This window comes from Acinetobacter sp. 161(2023), from assembly GCF_037027805.1.
In the GTDB taxonomy this organism is placed as follows: Bacteria; Pseudomonadota; Gammaproteobacteria; order Pseudomonadales; family Moraxellaceae; genus Acinetobacter.
Map to the genome: position 1 here is coordinate 68679 of NZ_JAZEYD010000016.1, position 20186 is coordinate 88864.

19 protein-coding genes and 1 riboswitch are annotated in these 20186 nt (G+C 40.6%); of the genes, 9 read left to right on the plus strand and 10 right to left on the minus strand.

Going from position 1 to position 20186, the window contains the following annotated elements:
* Positions 1-7 precede the first annotated feature (7 nt).
* From thrC to xerD, 4 genes are all read right to left on the minus strand, one after another.
* Positions 8-1147, minus strand: a complete 1140-nt coding sequence (gene thrC, locus WA249_RS15665) for a threonine synthase (protein WP_003654438.1) — start codon at positions 1145-1147, stop codon at positions 8-10.
* 54 nt (positions 1148-1201) lie between these two features.
* Positions 1202-2503 carry a homoserine dehydrogenase gene (locus WA249_RS15670; RefSeq protein WP_336170029.1) on the minus strand — a complete coding sequence of 434 codons (1302 nt, stop codon included), beginning with the start codon at positions 2501-2503 and terminating at the stop codon, positions 1202-1204.
* 243 nt (positions 2504-2746) lie between these two features.
* On the minus strand, positions 2747-3559 hold the full coding sequence (locus WA249_RS15675; protein WP_199968530.1) for a DsbC family protein: 813 nt from the start codon (positions 3557-3559) through the stop codon (positions 2747-2749).
* A 146-nt stretch (positions 3560-3705) separates the two neighbouring features.
* Positions 3706-4626 carry a site-specific tyrosine recombinase XerD gene (gene xerD, locus WA249_RS15680; RefSeq protein WP_336170032.1) on the minus strand — a complete coding sequence of 307 codons (921 nt, stop codon included), beginning with the start codon at positions 4624-4626 and terminating at the stop codon, positions 3706-3708.
* Positions 4627-4769: 143 nt separating this feature from the next.
* Here xerD and WA249_RS15685 point away from each other — a divergent pair, with 143 nt between their 5' ends.
* The 5 genes from WA249_RS15685 (at position 4770) to ftsW (ending at position 9861) form a co-directional block, all read left to right on the plus strand.
* Entirely contained in the window at positions 4770-5030 is a 261-nt protein-coding gene (locus tag WA249_RS15685) for a FeoA family protein (RefSeq protein ID WP_336170034.1), read from the plus strand.
* A complete protein-coding gene (feoB, locus tag WA249_RS15690; RefSeq protein ID WP_336170036.1) occupies positions 5027-6883 on the plus strand; it encodes a ferrous iron transporter B in 1857 nt (618 codons plus the stop codon). The genes WA249_RS15685 and feoB overlap by 4 nt, the downstream gene beginning before the upstream one ends.
* Before the next feature lie 12 nt (positions 6884-6895).
* On the plus strand, positions 6896-7147 hold the full coding sequence (locus WA249_RS15695; protein WP_309455567.1) for a DUF6587 family protein: 252 nt from the start codon (positions 6896-6898) through the stop codon (positions 7145-7147).
* A 147-nt stretch (positions 7148-7294) separates the two neighbouring features.
* Positions 7295-8641, plus strand: coding sequence for a UDP-N-acetylmuramoyl-L-alanine--D-glutamate ligase (gene murD, locus WA249_RS15700; protein ID WP_336170041.1), 1347 nt, complete (start codon positions 7295-7297; stop codon positions 8639-8641).
* A gap of 23 nt (positions 8642-8664) precedes the next feature.
* Positions 8665-9861, plus strand: a complete 1197-nt coding sequence (ftsW, locus tag WA249_RS15705; protein ID WP_016139507.1) for a putative lipid II flippase FtsW — start codon at positions 8665-8667, stop codon at positions 9859-9861.
* Between the two features lie 49 nt (positions 9862-9910).
* Here the strand turns inward: ftsW and gluQRS are convergent, their stop codons facing one another.
* From gluQRS to WA249_RS15735, 6 genes are all read right to left on the minus strand, one after another.
* Positions 9911-10843, minus strand: coding sequence for a tRNA glutamyl-Q(34) synthetase GluQRS (gene gluQRS, locus WA249_RS15710; protein ID WP_336170042.1), 933 nt, complete (start codon positions 10841-10843; stop codon positions 9911-9913).
* A 2-nt stretch (positions 10844-10845) separates the two neighbouring features.
* The gene (gene dksA, locus WA249_RS15715) at positions 10846-11382 is read right to left on the minus strand and encodes an RNA polymerase-binding protein DksA (RefSeq protein WP_336170043.1); all 537 of its coding nucleotides are present in this window, start codon (positions 11380-11382) and stop codon (positions 10846-10848) included.
* 210 nt (positions 11383-11592) lie between these two features.
* Positions 11593-12405, minus strand: a complete 813-nt coding sequence (gene cpdA / locus WA249_RS15720) for a 3',5'-cyclic-AMP phosphodiesterase (RefSeq protein WP_336170044.1) — start codon at positions 12403-12405, stop codon at positions 11593-11595.
* The gene (locus WA249_RS15725) at positions 12402-13037 is read right to left on the minus strand and encodes an NUDIX domain-containing protein (protein WP_336170046.1); all 636 of its coding nucleotides are present in this window, start codon (positions 13035-13037) and stop codon (positions 12402-12404) included. The genes cpdA and WA249_RS15725 overlap by 4 nt, the downstream gene beginning before the upstream one ends.
* A gap of 75 nt (positions 13038-13112) precedes the next feature.
* Positions 13113-14990 carry a phosphomethylpyrimidine synthase ThiC gene (thiC, locus tag WA249_RS15730; protein ID WP_336170048.1) on the minus strand — a complete coding sequence of 626 codons (1878 nt, stop codon included), beginning with the start codon at positions 14988-14990 and terminating at the stop codon, positions 13113-13115.
* A gap of 88 nt (positions 14991-15078) precedes the next feature.
* Positions 15079-15213, minus strand: a riboswitch (TPP riboswitch).
* Positions 15214-15247: 34 nt separating this feature from the next.
* Positions 15248-16333: a hypothetical protein gene (locus tag WA249_RS15735; RefSeq protein ID WP_336170050.1), complete on the minus strand. Its 1086-nt coding sequence runs from the start codon at positions 16331-16333 to the stop codon at positions 15248-15250.
* A 108-nt stretch (positions 16334-16441) separates the two neighbouring features.
* Between WA249_RS15735 and WA249_RS15740 the strand changes: the two genes are divergently transcribed.
* From WA249_RS15740 to phoU, 4 genes are all read left to right on the plus strand, one after another.
* Positions 16442-17023, plus strand: coding sequence for a TetR/AcrR family transcriptional regulator (locus WA249_RS15740; protein WP_336170052.1), 582 nt, complete (start codon positions 16442-16444; stop codon positions 17021-17023).
* Positions 17016-17921, plus strand: coding sequence for a DMT family transporter (locus tag WA249_RS15745; protein WP_336170054.1), 906 nt, complete (start codon positions 17016-17018; stop codon positions 17919-17921). The genes WA249_RS15740 and WA249_RS15745 overlap by 8 nt, the downstream gene beginning before the upstream one ends.
* Before the next feature lie 96 nt (positions 17922-18017).
* Positions 18018-19349 carry a TolC family outer membrane protein gene (locus WA249_RS15750; RefSeq protein WP_336170084.1) on the plus strand — a complete coding sequence of 444 codons (1332 nt, stop codon included), beginning with the start codon at positions 18018-18020 and terminating at the stop codon, positions 19347-19349.
* Between the two features lie 105 nt (positions 19350-19454).
* Positions 19455-20177 carry a phosphate signaling complex protein PhoU gene (gene phoU / locus WA249_RS15755; RefSeq protein WP_013199117.1) on the plus strand — a complete coding sequence of 241 codons (723 nt, stop codon included), beginning with the start codon at positions 19455-19457 and terminating at the stop codon, positions 20175-20177.
* The last annotated feature ends 9 nt before the right edge of the window (positions 20178-20186 follow it).

Consider the following 20186-nt stretch of genomic DNA (forward strand, 5'->3'; position numbering starts at 1 on the left):
TCAGATTTTACATATTAGATAAAATCGAATCTTTTACTTGGCTCATTGTTGCATCAATTGACAACATAACTGCATCAGCACATTGTTTGATTGCAGTGTCAGGATCTTTCAAGCCATTACCAGTTACTGTACATACAATTACAGAACCTTCAGCAATTTTACCTGCTTTAATGTCACGAATCGCACCGCCAATAGAAGCAGCAGATGCTGGCTCAACAAATACACCTTCATACATAGAAAGTAAGCGTTGAGCTTCTAAAATTTCGCTATCTTGAAGTTCATCAAACCAGCCTTTAGAGTCGCGTACCACAGCTTTTGCATGGTTCCAGCTTTGTGGATTACCAATACGAATTGCAGTTGCAACTGTTTCTGGGTTTTCAACTGGAGCGCCACGTAAGAATGGAGCTGCGCCAGAAGCTTGGTAACCAACCATTGTTGGTAAACCTTCAGGTTTTGGACCAGTGAATTGATCAGTAGCTGCATCATAAATCACTTGTTCAAATTGATCAGCAGGTTGATTTGCTACCGCTTCGGTATAACCCATCCAGTGAGCTGTGATGTTACCCGCATTACCAACAGGTAAGCAGTGATAATCAGGTGCACGGCCTAAAGCCTCAACAATTTCATAAGCAATGGTTTTTTGACCTTGCAAACGGTAAGGGTTGATTGAGTTTACAATCGTTACTGGCGCTTGATCAGCAACTTCTTTTACAAGACGCATACCATCATCGAAGTTACCACGGATTTGCATAGTGATCGCACCATACATCATCGCTTGCGCCATTTTACCCATTGCAATTTTGCCTTCTGGAATCAAAACAAATGCTTTGATACCTGCACGTGCAGCATAAGCAGCAGCAGCAGCAGAAGTGTTACCAGTAGATGCACAGATAATCGCTTTAGAGCCTTCTTCAACCGCTTTGGTTACAGCCATGGTCATACCACGGTCTTTAAATGAACCAGTTGGGTTTAAACCCTCATATTTCACATAAATTTCAACATCTTTGCCAATAATACGTGGGATATTCTCTAGTTTAATGAGTGGGGTGTTGCCTTCACCCAAAGAGATAGCACGAGTAGTTGCCGAAACTGGCAAACGGTCACGATAACGATCTACAAGACCAGTATAACGATTGGCATTAGACATGATGGTGTTCCAATTAGAGGTGAAGCGGGAGAGGGAATCTTTCCCTCAACCTGATTAACTATCGAGCGATTCTAAACGAATTCTTACGATTTCGCCACGAATAGCAGGTAATGCTTGGATTTGTGCAAGAGCCTCATCCATTTTAGATTCAACGATTGGATCGGTCAGAATCACGATTGGAATAAGGTCTTTTAAACGGGATTGCTGCATGATGGCATCAATACTAATTCCAGCGCGGCTTAAGATGGTAGTGACATCTGCAAGTACGCCTGTTTGGTCTTCTGCATTTAAGCGTATGTAATAACCTGTGGTCATTTCTTCACGGCTTAAAATTGGCACATTTGTTAATGCTTCAAAAGCCAACTGAGGAATTGTTCCTGCACCGTCTTCGGTATAAGAGATGTCACGAACAATATCAATTACATCGGCAACAACAGCAGAAGCTGTTGGACCAGCACCAGCACCAGCGCCATAATAAAGTGTAGGGCCTACAGCATGAGCTTGAACTAAAACAGCATTTTTAACGCCGTTTACATTTGCAATAAGCTGCTCATCTGGAATGAGGGTTGGGTGAACACGTAGTTCAATACCCTTTTCAGCACGACGTGCAATTCCGAGGTGTTTAATGCGGAAACCGAGATCTTCGGCATATTTCACATCTTGTGCGGTAATTTTGCTAATACCTTCGGTATAGACCTTATCGAATTGAAGAGGAATACCAAAAGCACAAGACGCTAAAATTGTAAGTTTGTGCGCAGCATCGATACCTTCAACGTCAAAAGTTGGATCTGCTTCTGCATAACCCAATTCTTGAGCTTCTTTTAATACATCATCAAATGCACGACCTTTTTCACGCATTTCAGTCAGAATAAAGTTGCCTGTACCATTAATGATGCCTGCCAACCATTCAATGTGGTTTGCAGCAAGGCCTTCGCGGATGACTTTAATAATTGGAATGCCGCCAGCAACTGCTGCTTCATAGGCAATTTGTACAGCATTATCTTCTGCTGCTTTAAATAGTTCGTTGCCATGTTCAGCGAGTAAAGCTTTATTTGCAGTCACGACTTGTTTGCCGTGTTTGATTGCTTCCATAATAACTTCGTAAGCAGGGTGTATACCACCCATCACTTCCACAACCATATCAACGTCTGGTTGACGAACGATATCAAGTAAATCTGCGCTTTGTTTAATCCCTTCCAGTTCGAGATCTGGACGAGGACGACGTGTTCCAACGTGGGTAATTTGAATTTCTCGACCGGTGCGACGTTTAATTTCAGCGGCATTTTCTTGTAGTAGTTTAAGGGCTCCTCCACCTACGGTTCCTAGACCGAGTATTGCCAGGCGAACTGGTTTCACGTCACACTCCATTCATCATTTAATCATTTAGTTGAAGCTAGATCATAGCTAAAAAAAACGCCAGACTCTAGCGCTTTTAGTGCCTGTTCAATGAATTAGAGTGCGATGTTTGGAAAAGAAGAGTAGATCAGTCTTTAAACACTGATAGGTAAAGTATTATTTGTTGAAAAAACAAAGCGCTGCAATGAGAGCAGCGCTTTTTATAAGAGATGAACGATTAATCATTCATCAACTTTGAGTAGATTATTTATCCAGACGTTTAATTAATTCATCTGGTGTTAGATATCCACCCAAGTACTCGCCATCAACATTATAAATCGCAGGTGTACCATTTACACCCATGTTTAAGCCAAGTTGATATTGCTCTCGAACAGGGTTTTTACATTGAGCAGGTGGAATATTTACACCTTGTACTGCTTGGCTAAAGGCAGCTTTGCGATCTGCGCTACACCATACAGCTTCCATGGTCGGCATAAATTGCTCACCACGTGGCCAAGCAATATAGCGTACCTCAATACCCTTTTCATTAATTTCGGGTATGTGTTCATGGAGCTTATGGCAATAAGGACAACTTGCATCGGTAAACACATAAATCACGTGTTTAGCCTTACCTTTTGCAGGGTAAACAATCAGATCTTCATTTTTTAAAGCTGCAAGATGCTTTTTATTTTCTGAAGCTTGAAGATTATCTCCAATATTATGAAGCTCTTTGCCTCCTAATCGGATGACATCACCCTGAATTAAATATTTTCCATCACTGGTCGTATAAACCGAGGTCATCCCTTCGAGATTTACCCAATATAAATTAGGAACCTCAGTCGGCTTGATATCTAAGATCTTGGCGTTGATATTTGCATTCTTAAATTGTTTCTGCAAAGTTTCGATCAAACGCTGCTTGGCATTACGTTCGATAATGGTTGAAGCTTCCCCTGTAGCAGGTGCAGTCGCTGTGAGCGAATCTTCTTTTTGTGGTTTGTTTTCTTTAGAACAAGCGCTGAACAAAAGGCTAGATGCCAGAGTACAGGCAAGAAAAATTTGAGAGCGGGTAAAAGACATAGATAACCCTTATTTCATCAGTATTTATAGTCAGAAGCTGCTAAGCATAACAAAAAATCTAATGCGTATTGTTAAAACTTTCTTAACCTTTGTGAACGAAATCAAATGATTGATATGAAATACTTATCTAGAGCTTTAAAGCTTTATCATCCTCTAGGGTGATGTTTTTCATGTAATTGTTGCATTCGTACTTGTGCAACATGCGTATAGATTTGTGTTGTAGATAAATCGCTATGACCAAGCAACATTTGTACGACGCGTAAGTCAGCACCATGATTGAGCAGATGCGTTGCAAAGGCATGACGTAAGGTATGAGGTGAAAGTTCAGCTTGAATATTGGCTTGAAGCGCATAGCGTTTAATAGCATACCAAAAGTTCTGACGGCTCATAATTCCACCCTGTTGAGTTAAAAAAAGATAGTCAGTCGAGCTTTTGTAGAGTTGAGGCCGAGCATTATTCAAATAACGTTCTACCCATTCACAGGCAAATTGACCTAACGGTACCAAACGCTCTTTATTGCCTTTACCCGTAACACGCAAATAGCCTTGTTTTAAATTAATGAGTTCTAGACGCAAGTTAAGTAGTTCTGAAACACGTAAGCCACATGCATAAAGTACTTCAAACATTGCTCGGTCACGTAAGCCAAGTGCTGTATTAATATCTGGTGCCTGAATCAGCGCTTCTACATCTTCTTCCGATAGATCTTTAGGTAATGCTCGTCCAATTTTAGGAGAGTGGTGGGTTGCAACCGGATTGTCACTACGTAATTTCTGTTCACGTAAAAATTTGTAAAACTGGCGTAGAGCAGATAAGCAGCGAGCAATGGAGCGGGGGCTTTTTCCTGCTTTTGTCAGTTCAATAAGAACATCGGCGATGTCATCACTTGACCACTGTGGAAGAGCATTTTTTTTATGGAGTTCACTACATTGAATGAGGTCTGATAAATAAGCATTTCGTGTATGTGGACTCACTGTCTGGGCAACGAGATAGTCGCGAAAACCTTGTAAAAAGCTTAAATGTTCAGGAATTTGAACTGGGCTTGGAATACGCGGTTTCTTATTTAACATACACTACATCCTCTAAACCTCTGTACTGTAAAAGAAACTTTAAGGTTTGTCGATTAAACTAAATAAGAAGTGAAATTTAACCTTATTTGGTAATTATTCTCATTTATATGTATACTAGAAAAAAAGGTTTAGGATCGGATGCGGTGCGTTTATCAGCTTTAAAAGTGAAGCAAGCGGCGACCATCACCAATGTGAATCGGATATCGATAGAGTCCGAGCAGCAAGATTTGGTCGCAATTCGTTTGGAAAGTCTGGGCTTTGTGCCAGGCACACGAGTGGAAGTGATTACCAAGGGTATTTTTGGTGGTGATCCGATCTTAATCCAAATTGGCTTTACTCGTTTCGCTTTACGTAAAGCAGAAGCGGAAAAAATCGAGATTCAGTTAGAAGGAGTACCCGCATGAGTGATGCGCTACGTATTGCCCTTGTGGGAAACCCAAACTGCGGTAAAACTTCACTGTTTAACCACTTAACTGGGACAAGACAAAAAGTTGCTAACTATGCGGGTGTAACCGTAGAGCGTAAAGTTGGGCATTTTCAGCTGCCTTCTGGCCGTGCAGTTAGGGTACTGGATTTGCCAGGAACTTATAGTTTGCAGGCAACCAGTCCAGATGAAGAAATTACCCGTGATGTCTGCCAAGGTAAAATTGCTGAAGAAGGACAACAAGATGCATTTTTATGTATTGTCGATGCGACAAACTTAAAACTGCATTTAGGTTTGGTGCTTGAAATCATTGAATTAGGACGCCCAATTCTGGTTGTGTTGAACATGATGGATGAAGCGCGTCGTCGTGGTATTCAGATCAATACACAGAAACTATCTGAGCGTTTAGGTGTTCCGGTTGTTGAGACAGTTGCCGTACGTAACTCAGGCATTGAAAACTTATTACATGCGCTCGACCAAGAAAAATATACCGTACCGCATACTGAAATGAGTGGTTTAAGTGGTGGGCATCATCAGAAAATCGAAATGATTTTTAAAGATGTGGTGAATTTTGTTGATCATGATGATAAGCGTACTGACTTTCTAGATCGAATTTTTTTACATCCTGTGTTGGGTTTACTCAGCTTGGCAGTGATGATGTTTATTGTCTTTCAGGCGGTCTTTGCTTGGGCTGAACCCTTTAAAGCTGCTATTGAAGATGGCGTAATTCCGTGGTTAGGTACGTGGTTAAATGGAGCCATCCATCAACCTGTGCTACGAAGTTTAGTAGTAGATGGTGTTTTAGCAGGCGCAGGCACAGTGTTGGCATTCTTGCCACAAATTTTGATTCTCTTCTTCTTTATTTTGGTGTTGGAAGAATCTGGTTATTTGCCGCGTGCAGCATTCTTACTCGATAAATTAATGTTTAAGGCGGGTTTGAGTGGCCGTTCTTTTATTCCATTATTATCGAGTTTTGCCTGTGCGATTCCCGGCATTATGGCGACCCGAAGTATTAGTGACTCACGTGACCGTTTTACCACGATCATGGTTGCACCTCTCATGACATGTTCGGCACGTTTGCCTGTCTATGCCTTGTTAATCGGTGCTTTTATTCCAAGTCAAACTGTTTTAGGTATTTTTAACTTACAAGGTTTAGTGCTTTTTGGTTTATACATGGCGGGCATCTTAAGTGCGCTCTGTGTTGCCTTCGTGATGAAGTTTTTACGCAAAGATAAATCACAGCATGCCTTGTTAATGGAATTACCAAGTTATCGTTTTCCTGACCCAAAAAGTATTGCTATTGGGTTGATGGAGCGAGCAAAGATTTTCTTACGTCGTGTCGGTGGGATTATTGTTGCATTGACCATTATTCTTTGGTTCTTGTGTACTTTCCCTCAAGCACCAGAAGGCACAACGTTACCTGCTATTGATTATAGCTTCGCGGGTATGGCAGGGCACTTTATTCAGCCTTTATTTGCACCGCTTGGCTTTAACTGGCAAATCGTAGTAGCTTTGATTCCTGCAATGGCTGCACGTGAAGTTGTTGTAGCAGCCTTGGGTACCGTATATGCGTTATCTGGTGCAGATGATCATGCTGTTGCACAGGGGCTTGCCCATTTGATTAGTGCAGATGGCACAGGCTGGTCATTTGCTACTGGTTTATCTTTATTAGTCTGGTTTATTTATGCACCACATTGTTTGGCAACCTTGGCAACAGTACGCCGTGAGACAGGTTCATGGAAACATGTGGCAGTCATGACTACTTATTTATTTGGTTTGGCTTATCTCATGTCATTTTTAACTTACCAGATTGCATCACGCATTTGGGGTTAATTGGAGGTGCTTATGTTTGATTACCTTATTGTTGCTGTATTGGTGTTGTGGAGTGCCATTGTTGTCTTTAAAAAGGTATTTCCTCAAACATCGACGTCAGTATTTCTGGCTTTATCAACCCAGTGCCAACGGTTAGGTTGGCAACGTTTGGCGACATGGTTGAAGCCTAAACAAGTTGCTGGCTGTGGTGGTAATTGTGGCTGTTCTACTGATGATGCACCTGCACAAAAGTCCGCTCCAGTACAAACGGTGAAGTGGCGTTAATTTTCTGTATAAAAAGCCATCATATTGATGGCTTTTTTACGCACTGACACAAAAAAAGATGAATAAAGTTCAAACTGAAAAAGCATTCAAAACAGCAAAGTGCTAACATTTTTGCCATTCTGTCGATTGATAAATTGTGGGGCAAAAATGTTAATACAACGTGGTGGATTAAAAGTTGTCGCAGGCTTGGGAATATCAGGCGTTTCTGCTGTTAATTTCCTGCATGAACAAGGCTACCAAGTTGCAGTAACGGACTCTCGTCCAACCCCTCCTGGTCATGATCAGATTCCAGCTGGCGTTAAAACCAGTTTTGGTCAACTTGACCAAGAATTATTATTACAAGCAGAAGAAATTATTTTAAGCCCAGGCCTTGCACCGCAATTACCAGAAATTCAGGCAGCTATTGCTCAAGGTATTTCAGTGGTAGGCGACATTCAATTATTACGCCGTGCGACAGAAGTGCCTATTGTGGCTATTACGGGTTCTAATGCGAAAAGTACAGTCACGACTTTAATTGGTTTAATGGCTAAAGATGCGGGTAAAAAAGTTGCTGTGGGTGGAAACCTGGGACGCCCAGCTCTAGACTTGCTAAAAGACCAACCAGAGTTGCTTGTACTTGAGCTATCAAGTTTTCAGTTGGAAACCACCTCACATTTAAATGCTGAGGTTGCTGTGGTTCTTAACATGAGTGAAGACCATCTAGATCGTCATGGTGATATGTGGGGCTACCACCAAGCAAAACATCGTATTTTCCAAGGCGTTAAAAAAGTTATATTTAATCGTGATGATGCTTTAAGTCGCCCCCTTGTTCCAGATACAACACCAATGCAAAGCTTTGGTCTAAATGCACCAGACTTAAATCAATATGGTGTTTTAAGAGATGGTGATGGCACGCTTTGGCTTGCACGTGGTTTGCAGCGTTTAATTAAAAGCTCAGATTTATATATTCAAGGCATGCACAACGTAGCCAATGCTTTAGCTTGTTTGGCATTAGGTGAAGCAATTGGTTTACCTATGGAATCTATGCTTGAAACGTTAAAACAATTTAAAGGATTAGAGCACCGCTGTGAGTATGTGAGAACTGTACATGATGTACGTTATTATAATGACTCTAAAGGGACTAACGTTGGTGCTACACTTGCAGCAATTGACGGTTTAGGTGCTGCAATTGAGGTTAAAAAAGGTAAGGTTGCCTTGATTTTAGGTGGGCAGGGTAAAGGTCAGGATTTTGGTCCATTACGTTCTTCTATCGAAAAATATGCCAAAGTTGTGGTATTGATTGGTGAAGATGCTCCAGTTATTGAACAAGCAATTCAGGGCGCAACCAAAATTTTGCATGCAGCAACGCTCAAAGAGGCTGTAGAGCTGTGTCAACGTGAAACACAAGCTGAAGATGTGGTGTTGTTATCACCAGCCTGTGCAAGTTTTGATATGTTTAAAAGTTATAATGACCGTGGTCAGCAGTTTGTTGCCTGTGTCAATTCGTTGGTTTAAAGAAACATGATTAGGAATGTAGTATGGCAGGCTTAGCTCAGACCACAATCCAGAAAATCAATCATTGGTATGAACGGATATTGCCTAAATGGCCAGCGGAAGTGACGCCACGTAATGTCCTGATTTTCTGTGTCGTTGCATTGTTATGTATCGGTTCAGTGATGGTGGCGTCTGCTTCGATGCCCTATGCTGAATATATGCATGAAAACCCGTTTCACTATGTGATTCGTCATGGTATTTCGATTGTCGCTGCGGCTGTGGTGGCATATTTGACCTATCGGATATCACTCAATACGTGGTTTAAAAATACTTTCCCGCTGTGGCTGTTGACCATGGTTCTGTTGCTTGCTGCTTTGGTGGTGGGTTCAGAAGTGAATGGTTCTACACGTTGGATTAAGATCGGTGGCTTTACCTTACAGCCAACCGAGGTTGCCAAAGTCATGATGGCAATCTTTACCGCAGACTACGTTGTGCGCCGTGCCAAAGAGGTTCGTACTCATTGGAAAGGCTTATTACGTTTAAGTGGGGTCATGGCAATTACGGTTGGTTTGATTATTGCTGAGCCTGACTTGGGTGCTACGATCGTAATTGTATTGATGATGGTCGGGGTATTCTTTTTAGCTGGTGCACCGCCAACACAGTTCTTAATTATGTTAGGTGCAATTGTAACCGGTATCGTATTTTTGATTTTGTTTGAGCCGTATCGTTTCCAGCGTTTGATTTCGTTTACTGACCCATGGGCAGATCCATTAGGGGTAGGTTACCAGTTATCAAATGCACTAATGGCTTTTGGTCGTGGTGAATGGTTTGGTACAGGCTTAGGGCACAGTGTACAAAAGTTATCTTATTTGCCAGAAGCGCATACTGACTTTATGTTGGCAGTGTTAGGCGAAGAGTTTGGTTTCTTTGGTATTTCGATTGTCATTGGTTTGTCTTTCTTGATGTTGGCATGCTGCATCAAAATTGGTCATCGTGCATTGAAACATCATTACCTTCGCGCAGGCTATTTAGCTTACGGTATTAGTATTATTTTCTTGCTCCAGATATTGGTAAATGCGGGCATGAACATGGGCTTGATGCCGACTAAAGGTTTGACTCTGCCATTTATTAGTTATGGTGGTACATCTTTAATGATGTGTGCTGCGATGATTAGCTTGATCTTAAAGATTGATTCTTCGACACAAGAAGTGAACCCGGAAAGGGAAGAATCAAACTTCTAGTTGAATATTTAGGCATGAGAAAACCCGATTTGATATCGGGTTTTTTTATTTATAGGTATGTTCCGCTGAGCTGCTCTACATGTGGAATTAAATCTATATTCCACTGCGCTACCGCTTGTTTAAGCATAACTTTAGGTTGGTCTAAATCAACCTTAGGTTGGCCTAGTGCTTGTATGGCTTGTTGCAGCAATTGAGGTGCTTTAGATAAATCGAGTGCCTGAGCAAGGTTTTGTTTAGAGAGCTTTTGCCCTTGATCGTTCATGGCGAGGGGGAGGTGCATATAGCTCAGCTTAGGATAGCTTAGGAGCTCACCCAACCAGATCTGACGTTCAGTGTTATCTAGTAGGTCTGAGCCTCGAACGACATGGGTGATGCCTTGCAGATAATCATCCACGACGACAGCAAGTTGATAATTAATAATCCCATCACGGCGTTTAAGAACAAAGTCTCCAAGGTCGTGTTGCAGATTAGAACAATGAATTCCTTGTAGTCGGTCATCAAAACAGATTTGTTGATCTTGAACTTTTACCCGAATTGCTTGGTCTTGAAAATCAAGATTCAGATCGCGGCAAGTTCCAGCATAGATTGCGTTTGAACCCAGCATTTTGCGTGTACATTGACAAGCATAAACAAGACCCTCTTTTTTAAGTTGATCTAATACACTTTCGTAAATGTTTAAACGGTTTTTTTGAAAGATGATTTCTGCATCGGGTTCGAACTGGAAAGCTTCCAGTGATGTGAGAATATGATCTTCACTACCCGGATAAATACGAGGGATATCTGTGTCTTCGACCCGAACAAGCCATGTGCCTTGATGGGCTTTTGCATCACAATAACTGGCAACGGCAGTAATAAGTGATCCAAAATGCAAAGGGCCGGTTGGCGATGGCGCAAACCGACCTGAGTAGCGAATCAGCGAAACATTGTTTCGCCGCTGCGCAAGAGTCGAGCTGTGCTCGACTGGAGGATTCTCAACAGTCACAATTAACCGTTATTTTGCTTCTCTTTGATTTCTGCCAAAGTTTTGCAATCAATACATAGAGTTGCAGTTGGGCGTGCTTCTAAACGACGTACACCGATTTCGATACCACATGTTTCACAGAAACCGTAGTCTTCGTTTTTAATTGCTTCCATAGATTGTTCGATTTTACGAATCAACTTACGTTCACGGTCACGTGTACGCAATTCAATTGCAAACTCTTCTTCTTGGGTCGCACGGTCATTTACATCGGGTAATGCAGTTGATTCGTCTTGCATCGTATTCAACGTACGATCAACTTCAGACATTAATTCAGCTTTCCATGCCTGCAGAATTTGTCGGAAATGCTCGAGCTGTCCTTCAGACATGTACTCTTCATTTTTCTTAGGTTGATAAGGTGCAATACCAAATAAACTTGCAGTTGTGCCTATATCAGAAGTTTTAGGTTTCACTTTACGTGCACGTTTTGCAGAAGCTTTTTCGCCTTCCACTACAACTTCTGTATGTTCATCCAAAACTTGGTTGTGGTTGTCATTCGCCATAATAGGGCATTCCTCATCATACACGTATTATCTATACGCAAAAAATATGGTGATATGCAAGTGTTTTTATAGAAAACCATCGATGGATTTCCCCATCGGGTCGTCATCATATAGATTTTTCCTGCAAGATGATAGTCATTCCACCTCGTAAATATTTTCAAAACGTGTTTAGCCTAGTCATAATTGCATATAAGTATATAAGAAATAGAGCTAATAGCCTGAAATATCAGTATTTATAAGGCCCTGAAAATTTTCAAGACGGAAGACTTTTGTTTCAAAACTACCATCGTTTTTTAGACGAATGTAACGGTAGCCAGGTGCATTTTGGTCTAGGGCAAATTCATTACTAAACGGTTTGAACTGAACACTTGTTGAGGGTGTCGAGAAAAATTCGATCCCTTGCCAAGTGTTTAGTGAGTCTTGGTGAACGTGCCCGCAGATTAAAGCTTTTACATTTTTAAATGGAGCTAATGTTGTAAGCAACGCATTAGAATTTTGTAACTTGTGATGATCAATCCATTTAGATTTCATTGCGAAAGGATGATGATGACAAGCCAGCAAAACAGGGTTATCCGAAAACTCTTCAAGTAATGTCGCTAAATTTTGTAGTTGTTCTGGCGACAGGTGCCCATCAATCTGACCTTTTACCGCACTATTTAATAAAATAACGCGCCAGCTTCCTAAACAAATGACCACAGGTTCCTGAGGGTTTTCTTTATGTAATGGAAAATGGTCAACGTTATCATGATTACCCAGTGTCTGAAAAAATGGCAGGCCTAACGTTTGCATATATTGAATATAACGTTTGTAGGTAATAGGCGTTGGTGCTTGAGCCAGATCTCCAGTATGGATAATGGCATCAGTTTCAGGATGTCTTTTCAGGATCTGTTGAATAATGGCATGAAAACTTTCTTCAGGATTCATTCCCACAAATTCTAAGTGCGGATACTCTAATAAGTGAGTATCTGTAATTTGTATAATGACATGGTCTTTTTGTGAAAGTGTTGAGACTTGAAAAGTCACCGTCCTACCTCGTCGGATTTTATTATCGTTGTGATGTGTTGAGATAGCCATTGTAACGCCATAATGACAGGAGCATTTCTCAAACGTCCTCGACTCAATAATGTTGATATTTCGCTGTAGTCAAACAAATGTAAAAGAATATTTTCACCTTCATCAGGCATGCCAAAAACTCCGCCTTTTGTTGGTAAGTCTGTTTCAGCAGCATATAAGTGAAATAGTTCTGAACACGCCCCAGCAGATGGATAAAAGCTAAATAGATGTTGTACATGATTAACTGTACATCCTGACTCTTCAAGCGTTTCACGACGAATACAGCTTTCAGGAGTCTCGTCTCCATCTAATACACCTGCAATGATTTCCAGTTGCCATGGTGAATAGGCGTCATTAATCGCGCCAACTCGAAATTGTTCAATAAGTGCAAATTGTTGTCTTTGATCGTTGTAGAGTAGAACGCCAGCCGCTTCAGGACGATGAACAAGTTCACGTTGTAATACATGAGTATATTCAGTTTGATTAAATAGACGATGTCGAAGGCTGACTTTTTCAACTTGAATAAAACCACGGAATAGAGATTCGCGTGATGTTACTTCGACATCTTTAGATGTATAACTTGGACGTTCAACAATACTCATGATTCGATCAGGACGAAATCTATTTATTTCATCCTAACCGAGAATCATGGCTAGGCAAGTGTTTTTTTTGAATATTTACACTTTATGATACAGTTTTTGGCCTTGTTCTTGATAAACCTCTTTCATGGCTTTGAGGCCTTCTTCAACCTCTGAATTGCTATTAGTGAGGTTGTTGGCATAGTCACGAACATTCTGGGTGATTTTCATCGAGCAGAACTTCGGTCCACACATTGAACAGAAGTGAGCAGATTTATGAGCCTCTTTTGGTAAAGTTTCATCATGCATGCTACGCGCTGTATCTGGGTCTAGACTTAAGTTGAACTGATCATCCCAACGGAATTCAAAACGAGCTTTTGACAAGGCATTATCGCGAACTTGAGCACCCGGATGGCCTTTCGCAAGGTCAGCAGCATGTGCCGCAAGCTTGTAGGTAATAATCCCGTCTTTAACATCTTTTTTGTTTGGTAAACCCAAATGCTCTTTTGGTGTCACATAGCAAAGCATAGCTGTGCCATACCAACCAATCATGGCTGCACCAATTGCAGATGTAATATGGTCATAACCCGGAGCGATATCTGTTGTTAATGGCCCAAGCGTATAGAATGGCGCTTCTTTACACACTTCTAGCTGAAGGTCCATGTTTTCTTTAATCATATGCATTGGTACGTGACCAGGGCCTTCAATCATGACTTGAACATCATGTTCCCATGCACGATGAGTAAGCTCACCTAGTGTTTTAAGTTCGCTGAACTGTGCTTCGTCATTTGCATCTTGGATACAACCCGGACGTAAGCCATCACCTAAGCTAAATGAAACGTCATAGGCTTTCATGATTTCACAGATTTCATCGAAATGAGTGTATAAGAAGTTTTCTTCATGATGCGCTAGGCACCACTGCGCCATGATTGAACCACCACGAGACACAATACCTGTTAAACGGTTTGCTGTAAGTGGAACATAACGAAGCAATACACCTGCGTGAATCGTGAAGTAGTCAACGCCTTGTTCGGCTTGTTCAATTAGTGTGTCTTTGAAGATTTCCCATGTTAGGTCTTCTGCAACACCATCAACTTTTTCAAGCGCTTGATAAATAGGTACGGTGCCGATTGGAACAGGTGAGTTACGAATAATCCATTCACGTGTTTCATGAATATTTTTACCTGTTGACAAATCCATAATGGTGTCGGCACCCCAACGGGTTGCCCAAGTCATTTTTGCAACTTCTTCATCAATTGAAGAACCAAGCGCTGAGTTACCAATGTTGGCATTAATTTTAACCAAGAAATTACGACCAATAATCATTGGTTCAAGTTCTGGATGGTTAATGTTGGCAGGAATGATTGCTCGACCTTCGGCAACTTCTTGACGAACAAATTCAGGTGTAATTTCTTTTAAGTTTTTTGCACCAAAATTTTGTCCAGGATGCTGACGCATATCAACACCTTCACACTGGCGCTGATTCTCACGAATTGCAATATATTCCATTTCAGGTGTGATAATACCTTGCTTGGCATAGTGCATTTGAGAGACATTTTTGCCAGCTTTAGCGCGGCGTGGGTTTTGAATGTGAGCAAAGCGAATATCTGCGGTGCGAATGTCTTTTAAACGTTCTTGACCAAAAGTTGAAGTTAAGCCAGAAAGTACGTCAGTATCGTTACGTTCTTCAATCCAGTTTTGGCGAACTGAAGGTAAACCTTTGTCTAAATCAATTTGAACATTTGGGTCGGTATAAACACCTGAAGTGTCATAGACCATAACAGGGGGATTATGTTCACCGCCAAGACCAGTTGGAGTATCTGTTAAAGAAATTTCTCGCATTGGAACCTGAATATCAGGACGAGAGCCTTCAATATAAACTTTTTTAGAAGCGGGTAAGATGCGGGTTAAATCTTTTGCATCTTGTTCATGTTGTGCTGAAATTTCAGCAGAAGAAAGATTCGTTAACTGGTTCATTACATGATCCTTATGAATAACATCAACGAATCAAGCACGACCAAAAACGATGGCGGATTTATCTTTGCTAGATAAATTTAAGGCTTATGTTTTTAGATGGCTTGATTCCTACGCAGGTCTTAACCTGATCAGGTTCAACGGTACTCATGTTCAAACTTGTGTTGCGATAACACAAAATTTACACAATCTCAGCGAGTTATTACTCGCGCTCCGTCAAGCGATTTACAGACTAACATGTTTTAGGTTGGGTGGCATTGTCAATTTGTATCTATACAAACCGCATCTATATGGCAGTCGCGATAGACTTCAGTGTTCCATGGGGAGTCTAATTTTAATCGCTGCTCAAGTTGTTCATGAGTCATTTGATAATTTGATTTTTTATCGCCATTCTTATCAGTTAAATCTATTTTAAATTGCTTATTACGCTCCTCTACAGGCGTAGCAATAAACTTAAGAAACAGTTGGGCTGGTTTCGCTAAACTCGACTGATTTTGTGTAGAGAGAAACCGAATTTGTTGAAGTGCATCTTTATCAAACCATGTGTTTGGTGCATATTCATCTGACACTGGCGTGTTATCTAGACCAAAGAAAATAAAATAACGATATTCGTTAAAGAGTAATTTAGCATCACCAATAAAGTGGCTTTTTGGATATTTTTGAATAAATTTTTCCCAAAACAATGCCCGTTCAGTGAGTTCTTTCCAAGAAATAGCCAACGCACCATCGTTATAGAAAATATTTTGATTATCTTTTGCCATACGAGTTAAGAACTCTTTTTGGTCTGCGGGTAAGGCTTTAGAAAAAACATCAACTAAATAGTTTGGCTGACGTCGATAGGTGAACATGCCTTCGCCTTGATAGAGAAGTTCAATGTAGGCTTGGCCTTCATGCTGAAGTAAATATTGATCACGTGGGCTCAGTTGGTTGAAGAGCTTTTTCTGAGTTTGGATGACCTTTTTAAGGTCTTGTTGTTTATGTTCTAAAACAGCATAGCCAAAAGCTTCAAACGCTCTGCCTGTTTTTTCAGTGTAGTCTTGTTTAAAAAAACGTTGATACATGGCTGTTGAGGCATCAATCAGCTTAAGCTGTTCATCATTTTTTAAAGACGGAACACACGTTTTAAGCTTTTCATTAATTTGATTTAAGTCTTCTATTTTGCTGTTTTGATTAATCGTGTGCATAGCTACCATAATTTGTAAGCAGCTACTGTCTTGTTTTTGAGTGGCCTTTTGCTCAGTTGATTTTTGCTCTTTAGATACAGTCTGATCTTGCTCTGATGTTTTATTACATCCAGCTAAAAGTAATGCGCTGCACATACTCATCATTAGAACTTTTTTCATCATTGTATTTTTATCAAAGTGAATATTGCTCAAATTATAACTTGGAAAAAGATTGCATCATTGTTAGAAATCTTTATTATTAGGTAGGTCGGTCTACTTAATAATAAAGCTATGAATGATAAATCTGCAAGACAGAAAATTCTCGATGCTGCTGCAACCTTGTTTTATAACGACGGCATTACTGCAACTGGCATTAACTCGGTTACGAATAAAGCAGATGTTGCTAAGATGTCGCTTTATAATAATTTTTCTTCAAAAGGTGAGCTTGTTGATGCCTACATTGCTGCGCGCCATCAAGAGTGGCTTGATCTCTACCAAAAGCGGTTAGAAAAAATAAAAACAGCTAAAGAAGCTATCTTGGCCGTATTTGATGCCTATCAAGACCATGCGGAATTTGCCTATGAAAAAGGCTTTCGAGGTTGCGGGTTATTGAATGCTGCGGCTGAGTTTCCTGCGAATAGTGCAGGGCGAAGTTCGGTAAGACAACATAAGGAAGAAGTCGAAGCTATTGTTGCTGAACATTTAAAAAAATTGATACCAGACTCACAGCGCATTAGTTATGTGGCCACGCAGCTTTCTTTTCTTTTAGAAGGTTCTATGGCACGAGCAGGCTTAGAAGGAAATAGTCGTCAACTTCTATTAGCAAAACAAATGGCAGAAGACATTTTAAATAGAGAATGCTCACATGATTAGCCTCATTAAAAATAGTAGCTATGGGGGCACAATTGCAATTTTAGTTGCTTCTGTTTTGTGGGGAACAACTGGTACTGCCGCAGCTTTTGCACCGACACTTGGCCCACTCGCTATTGGCGCCGTAGCGATGGGTGGCGGCGGTCTTTTACAAGCGTTGGTTGCATCACGAGCGATACGTGAAAACCGACGATTTATAAGGGAAAATCTTTTAATACTGCTTTTAGGCGTGGCGGCTGTTGGTATTTATCCTTTGGCTTTTTATTCCTCAATGCATTATGCAGGTATTACGATTGGCACCGTGGTTTCAATTGGTTCTGCTCCACTGATCGCAGCAATTTTAGAGCGGTTCTTTGATCGCAAAGCTTTGTCTGCCATCTGGTTTCTAAGTTTTATTTGCGGTGTGCTTGGTGTAACGATGTTGTCGATGGGTGAAAGTCATGTGGTTCTAGATAGTACAAATCAATGGAATAAATACTTCGGTATTTTTCTTGGGCTTGTCGCAGCTACAACTTATTCACTTTATTCATGGGCTGCAAAAAGATTAATAGATCGGGGTGTTGCCTCTAAAGCTGCAATGGGCATGATTATGGGTGGTGGGGCAGTTATTTTGCTTCCTACTTTACTGGTTACAGGTAGTGGGTTATTACAAAGTTCAACCAATTTACTTGTTGCTGGTTATATGATGCTGATTCCTATGTTTTTGGGCTATTTACTTTTTGGTTTTGGACTAAAAACAGTAAATGCCAGTAAAGCAACGACCTTAACTTTATTTGAACCTTTAGTTGCTGCGATTTTTGCCATTGTGTTGGTGGGTGAGCATGTTTCATGGTTGGGTTGGATAGGCATGCTTTTGATTTTTATTTGTATTTTAATTTTGTCAAAAACTGAGAACGCTTAAAAAAACTAAAACTTTTAATGGCTTGAGTTTGATTCGAATTTTTCTTAGTCTTAAAGGCAAGTTTTATCGTTGATTTGAACAATGAAAATAAAATTAATGGTCGCTGTTGGCCTTTGGAGTTTTGCATCTTCGAGTTTTGCTCTAGATTTAGTTGAAACTTATGAGCGCGCGAAACAAAATGATCCGACATGGCAAGCGAATCAACAACAATTTGAAGCAGATCAGCTCAATTTAGGCTTGGCAACGGGTGCTTTACTACCCACAGTTACCTTGTCTGGAAAGATTAATCGTAATAGCCAAACAGTAAAACGTTCAAACTTTCTGGGTGTTGATCAAGAAGGGTTGTCAGATGCTTTGGTGAGTAATACATCGACCACCAAACAAGCGACTTTAAGTGCACGTCAGCCACTGTTTCGAATGGATGCTTGGGAAGGTTATAAACAGGTTAAAACTTCGGTTGCTTTAAGTGAAATTACCTTAAGACTGCAAAAACAAGATCATGTTTTAAATGTAGCAGAAGCCTATTTTAATGTATTGCGTCAGCAAGCTCTTGGTGTTGCTTACTTACAAGAAGAAAAAGCTTTGCTTGAGCAGCTCAATATGATGAATGCCAAACTTAAAGAAGGTTTGGTGGCGCGTAGTGATGTGAGTGAAGCAAATGCTCAATATCAAAATGCTAGAGCCAACCGTATTTCAACCAATGTTCAATTACTTTTAGCCCAAGAAAAGCTTTCTGAATATATTGGTTCTTATCAAGATAAGCTTGCTGTATTACGAAGTGATTTTAGTTTTCAAAAGCCTTATCCAGCAGAGCTTAATGATTGGATTTCTTTGGCCCAGCAAAAAAACCTAAAGATCCAGCAAGCCCGTTTACAGCAACAATATAGTGAAGATCAGCGCCGTGTGGAAAAGGCCGCGCTTTATCCTCAACTTGATGCTGTTGCAAGCTATGGTTATACCAAACAGACACCAGAGACGCTCATTTCGACTGATGGAAAATTTGATCAGGTTGGGGTAGAAATGAACTGGAATTTATTTAATGGTGGACGGACCCGAACATCAATTAAAAAGGCGACTGTAGAGGCCAGTAAAGCGCAGGCTCAACTTGATGCGGCCATCCGCCGTGCCAATGTCGATGTAAAAAGTGCCTTTATGCAGGTCGATACAGACCAAGCAAAACTCGAAGCAAGAAAAGCTGCAATGGATTCATCTTCTTTAGTTTCTCAAGCTTCAAAAGCGAGCTATAACGAAGGTTTAAAAAGTATGGTTGATGTTTTATTGGCTCAGCGTAATGCTTTTTCTGCAAAACAGGATTATCTTAATGCTCAATATGACTATTTATTGAATGTACTTCGTTTAAAAGCTGCGGTAGGCCAGTTAGGCGAAAAAGATCTGGCCGAGTTAAATAACTGGTTAACCTATCAGTAATAAAAAGCTTTTATCTGAAATTTAATTTTGTCATAAAAACTTAATGATTGCTGTGTTCTAATGCTCAATCATTTTATTCCTGCGCCATCATGTTGGAGGCTTTCCTTGAGTCCAAGTAATCCGGTGTTAACCCATCATATTTCTTCTCAATTTAATGAAGATTTGCAAGATGTAAACACAAAGTTTATGACCATGGGTGGCTTGGTCGAACAACAGGTCGCAAATGCAATTCATTCTTTGCTTGATACAGACGCAAATTTAGCGATTGATGTTCAATTTAAAGATAACGCCGTCAATCAATATGAACGCGATATTGATGAAGGTCTTACGCTAATTTTGGCACGCCGTCATCCAGCAGCGATCGATTTGCGTATGGTTATTGCCATGAGCAAAGCCAATACTGACCTTGAGCGTATTGGTGATGAAGCAGCAAAAATTGCCCGTATTGCACAAAACCTTTGTGAAGAGGGCGGTTCGCCTCGTGGCTACATGGAAACACGTCATATTGGTAACCAAGTGCGTGTCATGATTCATGATGCTCTTGATGCTTTTGCGCGTTTAGATGCAGATCAGGCTTTACGTGTACTTTTAGCCGATGCTGACATTGACCGTGAATATCAGTCAGCAACGCGTACATTAATGACCTATATGATTGAAGATCCGCGTCATATTGCTCGTGTTATTAATGTCATGTGGGTTCTACGTTCTTTAGAGCGTATTGGGGATCATGCACGTAACATTGCTGAGCAAGTTATTTATATGGCAAAAGGCTTTGATGCTCGTCATACTAAAATTGAAGAAATTGAAGCTAAAGTCCACGAAAAGTAATTTTGAGCT